Annotated in this window: 16 protein-coding genes and 2 tRNA genes; 11 read left to right on the forward strand and 7 right to left on the reverse strand. The window is 66.3% G+C overall.

Going from position 1 to position 15,070, the window contains the following annotated elements; translation table 11 throughout:
* Window positions 1-62: 62 nt before the first annotated feature.
* Window positions 63-425, forward strand: a complete 363-nt coding sequence (locus ACFVVI_RS00205) for a hypothetical protein (RefSeq protein ID WP_387442074.1) — start codon at window positions 63-65, stop codon at window positions 423-425.
* A gap of 55 nt (window positions 426-480) precedes the next feature.
* Here the strand turns inward: ACFVVI_RS00205 and ACFVVI_RS00210 are convergent, their stop codons facing one another.
* On the reverse strand, window positions 481-999 hold the full coding sequence (locus ACFVVI_RS00210) for a hemerythrin domain-containing protein (RefSeq protein ID WP_387442075.1): 519 nt from the start codon (window positions 997-999) through the stop codon (window positions 481-483).
* 87 nt (window positions 1,000-1,086) lie between these two features.
* Window positions 1,087-1,731: a hypothetical protein gene (locus tag ACFVVI_RS00215; protein WP_378992102.1), complete on the reverse strand. Its 645-nt coding sequence runs from the start codon at window positions 1,729-1,731 to the stop codon at window positions 1,087-1,089.
* Between the two features lie 76 nt (window positions 1,732-1,807).
* On the opposite strand from ACFVVI_RS00215, the gene ACFVVI_RS00220 reads away from it, so the two are divergent.
* Window positions 1,808-2,251 carry an NUDIX domain-containing protein gene (locus tag ACFVVI_RS00220; RefSeq protein WP_378992103.1) on the forward strand — a complete coding sequence of 148 codons (444 nt, stop codon included), beginning with the start codon at window positions 1,808-1,810 and terminating at the stop codon, window positions 2,249-2,251.
* Here the strand turns inward: ACFVVI_RS00220 and ACFVVI_RS00225 are convergent.
* On the reverse strand, window positions 2,241-3,536 hold the full coding sequence (locus tag ACFVVI_RS00225) for a hypothetical protein (protein WP_379313001.1): 1,296 nt from the start codon (window positions 3,534-3,536) through the stop codon (window positions 2,241-2,243). The two genes, ACFVVI_RS00220 and ACFVVI_RS00225, sit on opposite strands and share 11 nt — an antisense overlap.
* A gap of 170 nt (window positions 3,537-3,706) precedes the next feature.
* On the opposite strand from ACFVVI_RS00225, the gene ACFVVI_RS00230 reads away from it, so the two are divergent.
* Window positions 3,707-3,910, forward strand: coding sequence for a cold-shock protein (locus ACFVVI_RS00230; protein ID WP_358063985.1), 204 nt, complete (start codon window positions 3,707-3,709; stop codon window positions 3,908-3,910).
* Window positions 3,911-4,023: 113 nt separating this feature from the next.
* Here the strand turns inward: ACFVVI_RS00230 and ACFVVI_RS00235 are convergent, their stop codons facing one another.
* Window positions 4,024-4,806, reverse strand: coding sequence for an MHYT domain-containing protein (locus ACFVVI_RS00235; RefSeq protein WP_378992106.1), 783 nt, complete (start codon window positions 4,804-4,806; stop codon window positions 4,024-4,026).
* Window positions 4,807-5,224: 418 nt separating this feature from the next.
* On the opposite strand from ACFVVI_RS00235, the gene ACFVVI_RS00240 reads away from it, so the two are divergent.
* Entirely contained in the window at window positions 5,225-5,428 is a 204-nt protein-coding gene (locus ACFVVI_RS00240) for a cold-shock protein (protein WP_056812000.1), read from the forward strand.
* 72 nt (window positions 5,429-5,500) lie between these two features.
* On the opposite strand, the gene ACFVVI_RS00245 is transcribed toward ACFVVI_RS00240, so the two are convergent.
* Window positions 5,501-6,304: a DNA polymerase beta superfamily protein gene (locus ACFVVI_RS00245; RefSeq protein WP_387442079.1), complete on the reverse strand. Its 804-nt coding sequence runs from the start codon at window positions 6,302-6,304 to the stop codon at window positions 5,501-5,503.
* 135 nt (window positions 6,305-6,439) lie between these two features.
* On the opposite strand from ACFVVI_RS00245, the gene serA reads away from it, so the two are divergent.
* From serA to ACFVVI_RS00260, 3 genes are all read left to right on the forward strand, one after another.
* Window positions 6,440-8,038, forward strand: coding sequence for a phosphoglycerate dehydrogenase (gene serA, locus ACFVVI_RS00250; protein ID WP_387442082.1), 1,599 nt, complete (start codon window positions 6,440-6,442; stop codon window positions 8,036-8,038).
* A gap of 119 nt (window positions 8,039-8,157) precedes the next feature.
* Window positions 8,158-9,165 (forward strand): 3-isopropylmalate dehydrogenase, encoded by a 1,008-nt coding sequence (locus tag ACFVVI_RS00255; protein WP_387442084.1) that lies wholly within the window; start codon window positions 8,158-8,160, stop codon window positions 9,163-9,165.
* Between the two features lie 201 nt (window positions 9,166-9,366).
* The gene (locus ACFVVI_RS00260; RefSeq protein ID WP_379313008.1) at window positions 9,367-9,975 is read left to right on the forward strand and encodes a Uma2 family endonuclease; all 609 of its coding nucleotides are present in this window, start codon (window positions 9,367-9,369) and stop codon (window positions 9,973-9,975) included.
* 184 nt (window positions 9,976-10,159) lie between these two features.
* On the opposite strand, the gene ACFVVI_RS00265 is transcribed toward ACFVVI_RS00260, so the two are convergent.
* Complete coding sequence (locus ACFVVI_RS00265) at window positions 10,160-11,335, reverse strand: MFS transporter (RefSeq protein ID WP_387444388.1); 1,176 nt, start codon at window positions 11,333-11,335, stop codon at window positions 10,160-10,162.
* Between the two features lie 303 nt (window positions 11,336-11,638).
* Between ACFVVI_RS00265 and ACFVVI_RS00270 the strand changes: the two genes are divergently transcribed.
* The 4 genes from ACFVVI_RS00270 (at window position 11,639) to ACFVVI_RS00285 (ending at window position 14,270) form a co-directional block, all read left to right on the forward strand.
* Window positions 11,639-12,412, forward strand: a complete 774-nt coding sequence (locus ACFVVI_RS00270) for a fumarylacetoacetate hydrolase family protein (protein ID WP_378626299.1) — start codon at window positions 11,639-11,641, stop codon at window positions 12,410-12,412.
* Window positions 12,413-12,432: 20 nt separating this feature from the next.
* Window positions 12,433-13,908 carry a glutamate--tRNA ligase gene (gene gltX / locus ACFVVI_RS00275; protein WP_387442087.1) on the forward strand — a complete coding sequence of 492 codons (1,476 nt, stop codon included), beginning with the start codon at window positions 12,433-12,435 and terminating at the stop codon, window positions 13,906-13,908.
* A 190-nt stretch (window positions 13,909-14,098) separates the two neighbouring features.
* A tRNA-Gln gene (locus tag ACFVVI_RS00280) sits at window positions 14,099-14,170 on the forward strand.
* A 27-nt stretch (window positions 14,171-14,197) separates the two neighbouring features.
* Window positions 14,198-14,270: transfer RNA gene (locus tag ACFVVI_RS00285), tRNA-Glu, on the forward strand.
* Window positions 14,271-14,321: 51 nt separating this feature from the next.
* On the opposite strand, the gene ACFVVI_RS00290 is transcribed toward ACFVVI_RS00285, so the two are convergent.
* Window positions 14,322-15,023 (reverse strand): IclR family transcriptional regulator, encoded by a 702-nt coding sequence (locus ACFVVI_RS00290; protein ID WP_101466364.1) that lies wholly within the window; start codon window positions 15,021-15,023, stop codon window positions 14,322-14,324.
* Between the last annotated feature and the right edge of the window lie 47 nt (window positions 15,024-15,070).

Raw genomic sequence — 15,070 nt, forward strand, 5'->3', positions numbered from 1 at the left:
TCGACGACCCGGGCGGACGGGGTACCCGATCACCATGGCTATCCGCCCGCGGAGGTGCGACGATGACCGAGTTCTACGCCGAACTGATCGAACAGGGAATTTCGCATACCGACGCCGCCCAGCTCTGGAGGGAAAAAATGGACACGGATCTGTCGTTCTTCCGTTCGGAATCTGCTCAGCGGCTCCGCGCTCAAGGGCGTGAGCAAGGATTTGAGCAGGGCTTGGAGGAAGGGCGAGAGCAGGGGCGGGAGCAAGGGCTCGGCCAGGGTGTCGCGCGCTCGGTGTTGACCGTGCTTACTGGCCGTGGAATCGAGCTCTCCGCAGACCACCGAAAGCTGCTTGCCGACACCACTGACGTTGATCAACTCAACGCGTGGTTGTTGCAAGCGGTCACCGCAACCCGCGCGGAAGAGCTTTTCGGCTGAGTTCCACCTTGTCGTCGGGGTGTTGGGGTGGCAGGGCTGGTCAGTAACTATTCGTCTACGAGATCACCAGCCGGAGTGGGCGGGGAATAGTGGACAGAACGCTGCGGCGGCGTTCACCCTCTACATCGCGCAGCAGCCATGCGTAGTAGGGCCGAAGTCCTCGGAGTCCGATGCGGCGGCGCATTTCTCGGTCGAGTAGCGACCACTCTCGGTCGTTGATCAATGGCAGTGTTTCTTGCTCTTCGTGGCGCAGGTGGTTGTGCAACAGCTCGGACAGTGCCCCGAGCGTCGGTCGCGCGGCGTCCGGTCCCGCGCTATCGAAGGCCCGGTCCACCTGGGCGAGGAGTGGGTCGATGCGGTCGTGTTCTGCGGCCATCGCCTCGACCAACTGCGCGTTCACGCCGCGGCGGCGCAGACTCGGCCAGAGCACGACGTCCTCCGCGGTGTGGTGGACGGATAGTTGGGTGTGAAACTGCGTCCAGCGTTCACGGTCCGGAGCGCTGGCGAGCGCTCGGAGATCGCGCCGGAACGCGTCGTGTGCTGCGTACATCATGGTCACGTCACGTTCGGTCATGGTCCAATTACATCCGCGCGAGACGAGACGAGACATCGTTCATTTGCTCGAGTCCATACGCGAACGTCTCAGGATCCGAGGCGCTGATCAGTTCGTCTGGCGGACTTTGATGGCGTCTCGGGAGATGTAGACGTCGTATTCGCCGGGGGTGGCGATGGTGGCGTTGCCGTACGCGGAGCGGATGAAAGGGCTGGTGTACCAGCGGTTTTTGTTCATGTCTTCGAAGAAGTCGCGGTCGCCGCCGTTGAGGAAGGTCTGGTCCTGGGCGGGGGATTTGCCGTCGAGGCGTTGGCCGTACAGGCGGCTGAGCTTGTAGCCGGAGTGGAAGCCGAGGGCGTTGACCCACGGTTCGAGTTCGACGATGTTGGACTGGAGGGCGAACATGTCGCCCTCGATGCGATGGGTTGTCGGCTGCCCCGCGTTTCCGTCTTCGTCGAACTGGGTGAGGACGAGGTCGAGTTGGTGTTCCTGGCCGGCAACGGGTTTGGCGACTACGTGGGCGGCCTTGATCTCGCCGGTGAGCCCGAGATAGGTCTGGAGGAGGGTGGCGATCCAGAGCAGGAGGACCGCGACGAGGAGGAGGGCGGTGCCGGGGACCGCGCGGCCGAGAACGGCTTTGGGGCCGCGACGGCGGGTGGCGGCCAGTGCGGCCATGACCAGTAGGGCGATGGCGAGGGCGATCAATGCCAGGAGACCGACCTGGGCGAACCCGAAGGAAACCGGGAAACTCATGATGTGGGTATACCCCGAAAACATCTGCAACAGCGGCGGTCTCGAAGTTCTTGGGTGGGCAATTCGATCAGGAGGGGTGACAGTGGAGAAGTACCGGGTGCTCGTGGGGGTTCACCTGGTGTTGGTCGACGCACAGGGACGGGTGTTGTTGGGGCGCAGGGCGAATACAGGGTTCGGCGATGGGTTGTTCCATGTGCCCGCGGGACATCTGGAGGCGGGCGAGTCGGCGGTGGCCGGGTTGATCAGGGAGGCTCGCGAGGAGGTGGGGGTCGAGATCGACGCTCGGGACGTGGAATTCGCGCATGTGCTGCACAGCGATGAGCGGGTCCAGATGTTCTTCACCGTACGACGCTGGACAGGCGGGGTCGCCAACCGGGAGCCCGAAAAATGTTCGGAACTGGGATGGTTCGAGCCCGAAGCGCTGCCCGAGGAGATCGTCGACTACTGCCGGGTCGGGATCGGCAAGGTGATGACAGGGGAAGCGTTCTCGGAATACGGCTGGGATTCGGCTAGGGGCTGACGATCTCGGAGGTCTCGGAGCGCAGGCGCATCAGGCCCAGGACGGCGATCGCGCAGCCGAGTGCCACGACGATCGCAACCGCGCCGGGCCCGATCCCGCGGTCGACATCCGTGGTGCGGTACCAGGACGACGAATAGGCGAGGTGGCCGAAGTCGGTGTCGCTCAAAGCGACACCGATCGAGGGCACGAACAGGATCGCCAGTCCGACGGTCCCGGACGTGGGACTTTGTGGAACAGCCGTGCCGAGGCAATACCCGGCGACCGAGCCGAGGGCGAGGCAGCCGAGGGCCGCGGTGAGCGTGGCGGGTGGGTCGAAGATATCGGCGGCCAGGACGAGGCAGGCCAGGGCGAGCACACTCGTCGCGGCTACCAGTGGACGCGGTGTGCGGATACCGATCAGTAGGCCGGCGGCGGTGGCGGCGAGGGTGGCGAGATCGACCCAGCCGGAACGCGGCAGCGTGATGACGAGGCTGCCCGCGACCGAGAAACTGCTCATCAGCAGGACCAGAATCCCGTCGCGTCCCGGCAGGATCATCGCGGCGGCGACCGCGGCCGCGATGGCGACGACCGAGGCGACGATCAGATAGGGGGCGCTGGTCTTGTGCGATGCCACGGCGAGCGCGGTGATGATGGTCGTCGTGAAGGCGACGACGGCGGCGAACACGGGCGCCAGCGGAATGGCGGTTTCGGTGGTCCAGCGGGGCGTGGCCACGGTGGTGAGCGCGAAGTAGGCGAGAGCGAGCACGCTCGCGGCGATGAACCACAGGGGCAGTGCGCCGCCGAGCGCACCGCTGAAACCGTCGGAGTTCGGGTCGGTGGGCGACTGGGTCAGGTCGCCCAGGATGGTGCCGCCGAGCGTGCCGAACAGATACACGGTGCGCAGGAGCGGTTCGTTCCAGACCGCGACCGCGAGCGCGCCGATGACAGCCCCCGCCAGTAGTGCGTCGATGAAGTTCAAGGTGGGCAGCGACAGAATGTCGAGGTGACCGTCGGCGCTGTCGGGGAGCAACGCGAGATGGTTCACCAAGATGCCGACCAGGGCGATCAGCGCGGTCCAGCGGGCCGTTCGCACGCTGCCGATCGCCACCGTGACGGCGGCGGTGATCACCGCGATGAACGCCGCACCGGTCATCGCCCGCGGAATGTTGAACACCAGCAGGTCGACGTGCAGCGATGCCGCCAAGGACGCGAAACTGATCGGCAGCATGATCACGAGCGCCGCCACCGAGGTGGTGACGAAGATCGTCACGGTTTCGGCCGCGCAGCGAACGGTCGAAGGCTGCACCGAATCCCCGTTCTCGCGGCTGAGCCGGTCCGGTCGGACCGTGTCCGGAGCATATCCACTTCGTCACCGGGCGATCGGCTCCTCGAATCGAATGCCGGTCGTGTCGCGGGCAGCGGCATGCGACGATTAGCGAATCAGGTTGGCAGGCACAGGAGTCGGAAGGTCGGTGGATGCCGAGCGGGATCGTGGCCTGGTTCGACAGCGGCAAGGGATTCGGATTCATCACTCCCGACGCCGGCGGACCCGACGTATTCGTCGAATACACCGCGCTGGCCGGTGCGGGGTTCCGCACGCTGCGCGACGGTCAGCGCGTGGAATACACCGTCACCGAGACCCGGCGCGGACCCGAAGCACACGATGTGCGGGCCGGGTGATCAGAAGACAGCCACCGCGTAGGCGGCCAACCCCGTTGCCGCCAGTGAGACGACCGCGCTCAGGATGAGCAGCTGATTGGTGAGGCGGTGCGGCCGGCGGGGTCCGACAGGTTTCAGTTCTGGCCGCTGGGCCAGAAGCGGCTGGCGCGTTGACCGTCCACAGGGCGGGTGAGGTTGGGGTCCTCGGCTTCGGTGATGCCGACCTGCATCAGCAGGATCATGGTCACCATGCTGATGCCGATGATCAGGGGTGTGAGCAGCTGGGCCGCGGTGGCGCCGCTGGCATGGGCCACGTGGGCGCTGGTGTGCGCGCTCATCGAGAACATGCCGGTGTAGTGCATGCCGGTGACGGCCACGCCCATCAGCAGGGCCGCGCCCGCGGTGGCGACGATGCCGTGGATGTGCAGGGCGAACCACAGCGCCGCGATCGAGGCGACCACCGCGATGGCGAGCGACGCGGCGACCACGACGGGGTCGTAGATGATCTCGGCGTCGGTTTTCATCGCGTACATGCCCGCGTAGTGCATGGCCCCCACGCCGAGCCCGGTGATCGTGCCGCCGACCGGTAATGCGGCGCTGTCCCAGCTTCGGCGCACCACGATGGACAATCCGAGCCACACCACACCCATGGCGACAGCGGCGCTGAACAAGGTGACGGGAACGTTGTAGCGGATGGTCACGCCGCGTACCGAAAAACCGAGCATCGCGATGAAATGCATGACCCAGATTCCGGTGCCACCGAGTGCGATCGCGGCCGCCGTGAGCCAACCGCCGTGCATGCCGGAAGCGCGCGAGCGAACCATGCAACGCAGCGCCAGCATCGACCCGACGACCGACATGGCATAGGCCAGCAGGGGGGTCACCCAGCCGTAAGTGAAATGGTTGATATCCAGCACCGTCTACTCCTAGCGTGATTTCTCGGCGAGGCGTGCGATCCCTCACGATCTCGGAAAATACGCTGGTAGGGAATTTGCCGTACTGGGTTTCTCGAAAATGTCTAGGGTTGCTGACGATGACATGGCCCTATTGCATAGAGCTCTCGATGGTGAAGCGTTCCAGTCGGTTTGGTGTGCGCTCCCGGCTAATCCGGCATCCGTGGAGCAACTACCTCGGCATACGGCGAGCATCCACCCCGAAAGCAGCCCGCGTCACCTCCGTGCCAGTGGCTGCTGGCAGGATCTGGGGGTTGCCTTCCTCACAGTTCGCACACTTTGCACTGTGCGATGTGGCCGAATTCGTCGGATCATGGCATGGTGGACACCGAGACCAGGGCCGGACTATTAGGACCTAGCTCATCTACAGAAGGTTTTTGAAATGGCACAGGGTGTTGTTAAGTGGTTCAACGGCGAAAAGGGCTTCGGCTTCATCGCCCAAGACGGAGGCGGCCCGGACGTCTTCGTTCACTACTCCGCGATCGGCGGCTCCGGCTTCAAGTCCCTCGAAGAGGGCCAGCGCGTGGAGTTCGAGGTCGGTCAGGGTCAGAAGGGCCCCCAGGCTCAGGACGTTCGCGCCATCTGATTCTGCGCTGACCAGCGTACGAATGTGAAGCTCCGCACCAGTTGGTGCGGAGTTTCTGCTATCCGGGGGTAGTCACCGCAGCGCCTCGGCGCGGAAGAACTCGCCGGTGACGGCCATCGACGCGGTGAGATCACGCGGCCCGCGGGAGTTGAATTCCGTGGTGGCCCTGTCGAATTCGGCGTCGATGAACGCCGTGATCAACGCCGGCGGGGCGGCCGAACCCATCTCCCTCGTCTTCGACTTGAGATCGGTCAGTTCGGTGATCGCCGCCACCAGGTCGACCGGCAACTCGCACTCGGCGAGCAGCGTCGGCAGATGCATCGGCGCCACCGCGGCACCCGGATGCTCACGCAACCAGCGCAGCGCCATCGCGGGCCGCAGCGCGTAGAACACCTTCTTCAAACCGCCGTTGCGCTCGAACAGCGCCCACTGGCGCGCGCCCAGGTGCAGGTAGTGCCGAGCGATCCGGTCGCGATCGGCCACCTCCCTCGCCACCTCGCGCAGCCGGGCGCGAAACGCCTCGTCGCCGCGGTAGACGATCGGCGACGTCAACCATTCGACGAGCACCGCGTTGCCCGCCACCAGCAGGCGCAGCGCCTTGGCCAGATCCCAGCCGTTCACGTCGAGCAGCCCGATCAGCGGCGTTTCGATCACGTCGCGGGTGCGCCACGGAGACAGGTAGGTCTCCAGGCCTGCCACATAGACGAAACGGCAGTCGTAGTCGGAATCGGGCGAGGGGAAACCCCAAGCACGGCTGCCACTTTCGATCGCGAGACGGATGGACACGTTGTGCTCGGCAGCCACCCGATCGAGCTCTGCGTCGACGGCGGCCACCACGGCCGGGTCCATCGATTCGGGGACGGTGCGCAAGGACATGCGGTGATCGTAGAGCGGTGGGTGCCCAGGGTTCACCCGGTTTTCGGGCAGGGGGGTAAGGGCAGCCGAAGTCCGGGCGACTATCCTGGTCGGCGGTAACTGCCGACCCCCTTTCTTCCCCAGGAGTACCCCACAGTGAGCCAAGCAGGCCGTCCTGTAGTTCTGATCGCCGACAAGCTCGCCCAGTCGACCGTCGACGCACTCGGTGACGGTGTCGAGGTTCGCTGGGTCGACGGACCCGACCGCCCGGCGCTGCTCGCCGCGGTCCCCGAGGCCGACGCACTGCTCGTGCGCTCCGCCACCACCGTCGACGCCGAAGTGCTCGACGCGGGCAAGAAGCTGCAGATCGTCGCCCGGGCCGGCGTCGGCCTCGACAACGTCGACGTGCCCACCGCCACCGAGCGTGGCGTGATGGTCGTCAACGCGCCGACCTCCAACATCCACACCGCCGCCGAGCACGCCGTCACGTTGCTGCTCTCGGCCGCCCGGCAGATCCCGGCCGCCGACGCGACCCTGCGGGAGAAGACCTGGGCGCGCAGCAAGTTCAACGGTGTCGAGATCTTCGGCAAGACTGTCGGCGTGATCGGCCTCGGCCGCATCGGGCAGCTGTTCGCGCAGCGCCTGGCCGCTTTCGAGACCAAGATCGTCGCGTACGACCCCTACACCTCGCCCGCTCGCGCCGCGCAGCTCGGCATCGAGCTGCTGAGCCTGGAGGAGGTGCTCGAGCGCGCCGATTTCATCTCGATCCACCTGCCGAAGACGCCCGAGACCAAGGGCATGCTCAACGCCGAGACGCTGGCCAAGACCAAGCCGGGCGTGATCATCGTCAACGCCGCCCGTGGTGGGCTGATCGACGAGCAGGCGCTCGCCGACGCCATCAAGTCCGGCCACGTGCGTGCCGCCGGCCTGGACGTGTTCGAGACCGAGCCGTGCACCGACTCGCCGCTGTTCGACCTCCCGCAGGTCGTCGTGACGCCGCACCTCGGCGCCTCCACCTCGGAAGCCCAGGACCGCGCAGGCACCGACGTCGCCAAGTCGGTGCTGCTGTCGCTGGCCGGTGAGTTCGTGCCGGGCGCGGTGAACGTCACCGGTGGCGCCGTGAACGACGAGGTCGCCCCCTGGCTGGACGTCGTCCGCAAGCAGGGCGCGCTGCTCGGCGCCATCGCCAGCGAGCTGCCCGTCAGTGTCGAGGTCCAGGTGCGCGGCGAGCTGTCCGCACAGGACGTCGCCGTGCTGGAGCTGTCCGCGCTGCGCGGTGTGTTCTCGGCGCTGGTCGAGGACCAGGTCACCTTCGTCAACGCCCCGGCGCTGGCCAAGGACCGTGGCATCACCGCCACCGTCACCACCGCGTCGGAGAGCCCCACTCACCGCAGCGTCGTCGACCTGCGCGCTGTGTTCGGCGACGGTTCGACCCTGAACGTGGCGGGCACCCTGACCGAGCCCAACCTGGTCGAGAAGATCGTCAACATCAACGGCCGCAACTACGACATGCGCGCCGAGGGCCTGAACCTGGCCGTGCTGAACTACAGCGACAAGCCGGGTGCGCTGGGCAAGATCGGCACCCTGCTGGGCGAGGCCGAGATCGACATCCTGGCCGCGCAGCTGAGCCAGGACGTGGACGCCGAAGGCGCCACCGTGGTGCTGCGCGTCAACGCCGAGGTGTCCGCCGAGGTGCAGACCGCGATCGCCGAGGCCGTCGGCGCCTCGAAGGTCGTCCTGGTCGACCTGGCCTGAGTTGTTTCGTCCCGGTACAGCCGGGACATCGGCAGCTGCGCGCCGTCACCTCACGGTGGCGGCGCGCACCTGTATCCCGGCGCGGCACGGTCCGCCCCGACTTCGAACGGAGCTAGTTCATGAAACTCGCAGTAATCGCCGGTGACGGCATCGGTCCCGAGGTCATCGCCGAGGCGCTCAAGGTGCTCGACGTGGTGGTGCCCGGTGTGGACAAGACCGAGTACGACCTGGGCGCCGCGCGCTACCACCGCACCGGGGAGATCCTGCCGGAGTCGGTGCTGCCCGAGCTCAAGCAGCACGACGCGATTCTGCTCGGCGCGATCGGCGATCCGTCCGTGCCCAGCGGCGTGCTCGAACGTGGACTGCTGCTCAAGACCCGTTTCGCGCTGGATCACCACGTGAACCTGCGTCCGTCGAAGCTGCACGCGGGCGTCACCAGCCCCCTGTCGGGCAACCCGGATATCGACTTCGTGGTCGTGCGCGAGGGCACCGAGGGCCCGTACACCGGCACCGGTGGCGCGATCCGCGTCGGCACCCCGCACGAGGTGGCGACCGAGGTCTCCAACAACACCCGCTTCGGCATCGAGCGTGTGGTGCGCTACGCCTTCGCCACCGCGCGGGCCCGTCGCAAGCACCTCACCCTGGTGCACAAGAACAATGTGCTCGCCTTCGCCGGTTCGCTGTGGCAGCGCACCGTCGACGAGGTCGCGGTCGAATTCCCGGATGTGACCACGGCGTACCAGCACATCGACGCCGCGACTATCCACATGGTGACCGATCCGGGCCGCTTCGACGTGATCGTCACCGACAACCTGTTCGGCGACATCATCACCGACCTCGCCGCCGCTGTCAGCGGTGGCATCGGTCTGGCCGCCTCGGGCAATATCGACGCCTCGGGTGTGAACCCGTCGATGTTCGAGCCGGTCCACGGCAGTGCCCCCGATATCGCGGGTCAGTCCAAGGCCGATCCGACCGCCGCCATCCTCTCGGTCTCGTTGCTGCTCAACCACCTCGGCAACACCGAGGGCGCGGCGCGCATCGAATCCGCCGTCGCCAAGGACCTGGCCTCGCGCACCGGCACCGCCTCCACCGTGGAGGTCGGCGACCGCATCGCGGCCATCGTGTAGGACAACTCGACGGGGAAGGGCCTGCACCGGTGCTCGATGGTGCAGGCCCTTCCAGGTTTCGGGTGATTGGTCGCTGAATCTGTACGCGACTCGACGGTGGTGTCTATCCCGGACCGTGGTGATTAGACTGATCACATCGTGGCGTGTCCAGTCGGGCGGTCAGGCAGATGAAGGGTGGAAGGCCCCAGATCGGGAGGCGAGATGACGGTTGACCGCGCTGTCGGTGACAGCGGCTTCGGCCCCTACACTGTGCTCGATCTGCACGACCTGTCGGAGGACGGCAAAGGGTTCGAACTCGAGGACGGGTGGTTGGTCGAGGTGGCTGCGGGGGCTCGGCACAACTGGATCGCGCACCGGCTGGCTCAAATAGTGCGAGGCGCACTGCCCAACGACTCACTGGTGGTTTTCGACGGCGGTGAGTGGGAGATCAGCACCCCTTCCGGTGTACGGAAGCCTGACGTTCTCATCGTTCCTCGTGACGTCGCACGATCGGTGATCGTGGACGAGGTGCCGAAAATTCTTCCAGGACTCGATGTCTTGCTCGTTGTCGAGGTGGTCTCGCCGGGCAGCGGGAGCGAACGTACCGATCGGGTGCGAAAAGTCGGTGAGTATGCGGCGCTCGGGATTCCCGAATATTGGATCGTGGAGCATCGGCCCAGCATTCGAGTCATCCGGCTGCTGCTCGATGCGGGCGCAGGTACCTATCGTGCCGATCCGGCGGTCGGATCCGGCTCGATGTTCGACGCAGTGTTGCGGGGAGACAGCGATGTTCGATTGTCCTTCGATCCCGAACAACTGATCGACTTCTGACAGCTCGGCAACAAGGCTCGCTTCGGCTGAATGCCGGAGCGAGCCTTTGCCGTTGGTGGCGCGGATCGAATTATGTCCGGTAAGTGGGTGATACGGCTACTCGACTGTCCGGGAACGCAATTCGAGGGCAGGGGTGCGAGCAGGGTAGGGGCGCCGTGTCTCGATGAACCAGACTGCCGTGCTGTTACTTTCGGGATTCTCTGGGTACCAAGGGCACCGCCGCCACTGCGGCGACCGCCGCCAAGGCGTAGACCACGGGGAAGCCGGTCGCCGTGATCACCGCACCGAAAAGTGGTGGGACGGCGGCTATCGCGAGGTTCTGGCCGGTGTTCTGGATGCCGAGGCCGCGACCGCTCCAGAAGGGGCCGGCGATCTCGGCCACGGCTGTGAACGCCAAACCGTTGTCGGACACCGAGATCACCGACGCCGCGACCATCAACGGGACGGCGGCCCACCACCAGTCGGTCCAGGCGGTGACGGTCAGGGCGGCCATGGCGAGGGCGGCGGCGATGGCTACCTGACGCAGGGGGCCCAGGCGGGAGCCGACTCGGTCCGACCAGGCTCCCGCGCCGATTCTGCCTGCGGCGCCCAGGAATTGGGTGGCGGTCATCAAGGCGCCCGCCGCGGCCAGCGACCAACCCAGGTCGACGTGGAGCCACAGCAGGCCGAAGGTCCACAGTGTGGCCTGGGGGACGACCAGCAGGATCGAAACGCCGTGGATGCGCCACAGAGTGGAGTCGCCGCGATAGGGATTGGCGCGGTCGGCGGCCTTCGCGGCCGGTCGCGGTGGGTCGATGATGCCGACCAGGCAGCCGATCGCGGCGATCCCCGCCATCAGGGCCGGTACCAGCAGCGCCGCGGGGATGCCGTGGTGCGCGGCCACCCATGGGATGGTGAGCGCGCCGATGCCGACGCCCAGTGGCTGCGCGGTCTGGCGAATACCCATGGCCAGGCCACGCCGGTCCGGCGGGAACCAGCCGACGATCACCCGGCCACTGGCGCCGTTGGAGCTGGCGGCGCCGATGCCGCCCACGAACAGCAGCGCACCGAACGCGACCGGGTTGTCCACCACGGCCGCGGCGACGCCTGCCACGAACATCAGCAGGGTCCCCGCCACCAGCACGATGCGTTCGCCGATCCGGTCGACCACGTACCCCCAGGCGATCAGGGTGCAGACCAGACCTACGGTCGGCAATGCCACCAGGGCTCCGGCGGACGCGAGTGAATCGCCACGAGCGGTGAGCGCGGGCAGCAGGAACGGGGTGCCGTGGATGAAGATCGAACTCGAGGTCTGCGCGAAGACACCGAGGGCGAGCATCATCCAGCGTCTGCCGTCACCGATCCGCGTCACTGGGGCCATCGGCCGCGCGTCTGTCACGATTCTCACCTCGCCGGATTGCACGATTGCATCTCAGTATCTGAGATTGATGTCTCATTTTTTGAACGTCGATGATCACGCTACACCGGTGACCCGTGGAATTTCCGCACCGGCGAGGTGTCTGACAGGTCACATCGGCGCACGCGCGAATCCCGCAGGCGGACAGGGGCTTCGAATCACATCGGTGTGATCTTGCCCGCACTTCCCCCGGGCGGCTATCGAGCGACCGGTGTCGCATCACGGGTGCGTTCGGGCAGGTAGCCCCGTCTCGATAGACTCCGGGGCATGCGCTTAGGTCGAGTTGCCAGTCCCGATGGAGTCGCTTTCGTCAGCATCGAGGGCGACGGAAGCGATGCCGTCGCCAAGGAGATCGCCGAACATCCGTTCGGCTCGCCGACGTTCACCGGACGGAGCTGGCCGCTGGCCGATATCCGCCTGCTGGCACCGATCCTGGCGAGCAAAGTGATCTGCATCGGGAAGAACTACGCCGCCCACGCGGCCGAAATGGGCGGTGCGGCGCCGGTGGACCCGGTGATCTTCATCAAGCCGAACACCTCGATCATCGGCCCGAACGCATCGATCATCCTGCCGCCCAGCTCTTCTCAGGTCGACTACGAGGGCGAGCTGGCCGTGGTGATCGGCCGTCCGTGCAAGGACGTGGCCGCGGCCAAGGCGTCCGAGGTGATCCTCGGCTACACCATCGCCAACGACGTCACCGCTCGTGACCAGCAGCGCCACGACGGCCAGTGGACCAGGGCCAAGGGTTACGACACGTTCTGCCCGCTCGGCCCGTGGATCGAAACCGCGCTGGATCCAAGCGATCTGGAGATCGTCACCGAGGTCGACGGCGAGGTCCGTCAGCGCAGCCGCACGTCGCTGTTCCTGCACGATATTCCGAAGATCATCGAATGGATCAGCTCGGTGATGACCCTGCTGCCCGGTGACGTGATCCTCACCGGCACACCGGAAGGCGTCGGTCCGCTGCAGGCCGGGCAGAACGTGTCGGTCACCGTCGAGGGCATCGGCACCCTCACCAATCCTGTTGCCACCAAGCGCTGAGACCAGCGGAGAAGAGAGTCATGACTGAAGTACGGGTCCGTTTCTGCCCGTCGCCGACCGGCACGCCGCACGTCGGCCTGGTGCGCACGGCGCTGTTCAACTGGGCGTTCGCGCGCCACCACGGCGGCAAATTCGTATTCCGCATCGAGGACACCGACGCCGCCCGCGATTCCGAGGATTCCTACCGCGCGCTGCTCGACGCGCTGCGCTGGCTGGGGCTCATCTGGGACGAGGGCCCCGAGGTCGGCGGACCCTACGAGCCCTACCGGCAGTCGCTGCGCCGCGATCAGCATCTGGATGTGGTGCGCCGGTTGCTCGAGGCCGGGGAGGCCTATGAGGCATTCTCGACGCCGGAGGAAGTCGAGGCCCGTCATCGCGCCGTCGGCCGCGACCCGAAACTCGGTTACGACAATTTCGATCGCGATCTCAGCGCCGAGCAGATCGCGGCGTACAAAGCCGAGGGTCGCCCCGCCGTGGTCCGCTTGCGGATGCCCGACGAAGATCTCGGATGGAATGATCTGGTTCGCGGCGAAACCACCTTCAAAGCCGGCACCGTTCCCGATTTCGCCCTCACCCGTGGCAATGGTGACCCGCTCTACACGTTGGTGAATCCGGTCGACGACGCGATGATGCGGATCACCCATGTGTTGCGGGGTGAGGATCTGCTCTCCTCGACACCACGTCAGCTCGCGCTGTATGCCGCGCTGCAGCGTATCGGGGTTGCCGAGTTCACGCCCGAGTTCGGGCATCTGCCGTTCGTGATGGGTCAGGGCAACAAGAAACTGTCCAAGCGCGACCCGGAATCGAATCTGTTTCTGCATCGGGACCGCGGATTCATCCCCGAGGGTTTGCTGAATTACCTCGCCCTGCTCGGCTGGAGCATCGGCGAGGACCGCGATGTGTTCTCCATGCTGGAAATGGTCGCGGCTTTCGAAATCTCCTCGGTGAATTCGAATCCGGCCCGCTTCGATCAGAAGAAGGCCGACGCGATCAACGCCGAGCAGATTCGCCTTCTCGAGCCCGGCGATTTCGGTCACCGTCTGCGCGAGTTCCTCACCGCGAAGAACCACATCGGGGCCGAAGTCGACGAGAAGACATTCCTGGTCGCCGCCGAACTCGTGCAGACCCGCATCGTGGTGCTCGGTGACGCGTGGGACCTGCTGAAGTTCCTCTTCGTCGCGCCCGCGGAGTTCGCGATCGACCAGGCGGCGGGCACCAAGAATCTCGGCGCCGAGGCCGACCCCGTGCTCGACGCCGCGATCGCCGCTGTGGAGCCGCTGGGCGAGTGGACCACCCCGGCACTGGAGGAGGCGCTGAAAAAGGCGCTGATCGACGATCTGGGGCTCAAGCCGCGTAAGGCGTTCGCGCCGGTGCGGGTCGCGGTGACGGGTTCGCACATCAGCCCGCCGCTGTACGAGTCGATGGAATTGCTGGGTCGCGAGGCCTCACTCGATCGACTGCGTGCCGCCCGTGGTTGGGCTCCTGCCGCGCAGTAGCTGTGGGAAGCGGGTGCGGCCCTGCGCCGCATCCGCTCCAGCGGGTCGAAAACGGCCGAAAAGCGGCTTCTGACCAGGCGATTTGTAGTTTACCCCCTAGTGTTTGGTAATCTTCTCATCGCCGCGGAACACGGCCTCGCAACACCGACAACCACTCGGTGGGGATTGCAAGGTCGGGCGTTTCGGTCTTTGGGGTATGGTGTAATTGGCAACACAGCTGTTTCTGGTACAGCCATTCTAGGTTCGAGTCCTGGTACCCCAGCAAGGTTTCACTCTGTGAGATCGTCCTGGCCCCGTCGTCTAGCGGCCTAGGACGCCGCCCTCTCAAGGCGGTAGCGCGGGTTCGAATCCCGTCGGGGCTACAAAGCAAAGCAAGGCCCCCGGTCGAATCCGACCGGGGGCCTTCTTCGTTTCTACAATCGCTTGTGCAACGCCTCGGCGGCCGCGACCAGATCGGCGGCCCAGCGCGCGCCCGGCCTACGGCCCATTCGATCGATCGGCCCCGAGACCGACACGGCGGCCACGATCACCCCGCCCGCATCGCGCACCGGCGCCGACACGCTCGCCACCCCCTGCGCGCGCTCGGCGGCACTCTGCGCCCAGCCGCGCTTGCGCACCTCGGCCAGTGCCCGGTCGCCGAACACCGCGTCGGCCAGGACCGTGCGCTGCAACTCGGGATCGGCCCATGCCAGCAACACCTTCGCCGCCGAACCCGCGGTGAGCGGTAGTCGCGAACCGACCGGCACCGTGTCGCGCAGGCCGACGGGCGGCTCCAGCGCGGCGACGCAGACGCGGGCGTGACCGTCGCGGCAGTAGAGCTGGACACTCTCGCCGGTGATCTCGCGCAGACGGGGCAGAATGGCACCGGCGGCCTCCACCAGTGGATCGGCCGCCCCCGCCGACAACTCGGTGAGCGCGGGCCCCGGCCGCCACAGTCCGTTGCCGTCACGGGCCAGCAGCCGGTGCGTCTCCAGCCCGACCGCCAGCCGATGCGCGGTGGCGCGTGGCAGGCCGGTGCGGGTGCACAGGTCGTTGAGACCGCAGGGCTCGTCGGCGACGGCATAGAGCACCGCCACGGCTTTGTCGAGAACACCGATACCGCTATGCTGTCTCATAGAACGATACTAACGTCTCAAATGCTGAGATACCAAGTATGCCCGTC

It is taken from the genome of Nocardia sp. NPDC058114, assembly GCF_042884695.1.
Classification (GTDB): Bacteria; Actinomycetota; Actinomycetes; order Mycobacteriales; family Mycobacteriaceae; genus Nocardia.

What these genes read in the sequence shown, in the direction of transcription:
- ACFVVI_RS00255 (WP_387442084.1), top strand. Translation starts at nt 8,158, where the DNA reads ATGAAACTCGCAGTAATCGCCGGTGACGGCATCGGTCCCGAGGTCATC.
- ACFVVI_RS00215 (WP_378992102.1), bottom strand. Translation starts at nt 1,731, where the DNA reads ATGAGTTTCCCGGTTTCCTTCGGGTTCGCCCAGGTCGGTCTCCTGGCA.
- ACFVVI_RS00205 (WP_387442074.1), top strand. Translation starts at nt 63, where the DNA reads ATGACCGAGTTCTACGCCGAACTGATCGAACAGGGAATTTCGCATACC.
- ACFVVI_RS00210 (WP_387442075.1), bottom strand. Translation starts at nt 999, where the DNA reads ATGACCGAACGTGACGTGACCATGATGTACGCAGCACACGACGCGTTC.
- ACFVVI_RS00290 (WP_101466364.1), bottom strand. Translation starts at nt 15,023, where the DNA reads ATGAGACAGCATAGCGGTATCGGTGTTCTCGACAAAGCCGTGGCGGTG.
- ACFVVI_RS00260 (WP_379313008.1), top strand. Translation starts at nt 9,367, where the DNA reads ATGACGGTTGACCGCGCTGTCGGTGACAGCGGCTTCGGCCCCTACACT.
- ACFVVI_RS00245 (WP_387442079.1), bottom strand. Translation starts at nt 6,304, where the DNA reads ATGTCCTTGCGCACCGTCCCCGAATCGATGGACCCGGCCGTGGTGGCC.
- gltX (WP_387442087.1), top strand. Translation starts at nt 12,433, where the DNA reads ATGACTGAAGTACGGGTCCGTTTCTGCCCGTCGCCGACCGGCACGCCG.
- ACFVVI_RS00265 (WP_387444388.1), bottom strand. Translation starts at nt 11,335, where the DNA reads ATGGCCCCAGTGACGCGGATCGGTGACGGCAGACGCTGGATGATGCTC.
- ACFVVI_RS00230 (WP_358063985.1), top strand. Translation starts at nt 3,707, where the DNA reads ATGCCGAGCGGGATCGTGGCCTGGTTCGACAGCGGCAAGGGATTCGGA.
- ACFVVI_RS00270 (WP_378626299.1), top strand. Translation starts at nt 11,639, where the DNA reads ATGCGCTTAGGTCGAGTTGCCAGTCCCGATGGAGTCGCTTTCGTCAGC.
- ACFVVI_RS00240 (WP_056812000.1), top strand. Translation starts at nt 5,225, where the DNA reads ATGGCACAGGGTGTTGTTAAGTGGTTCAACGGCGAAAAGGGCTTCGGC.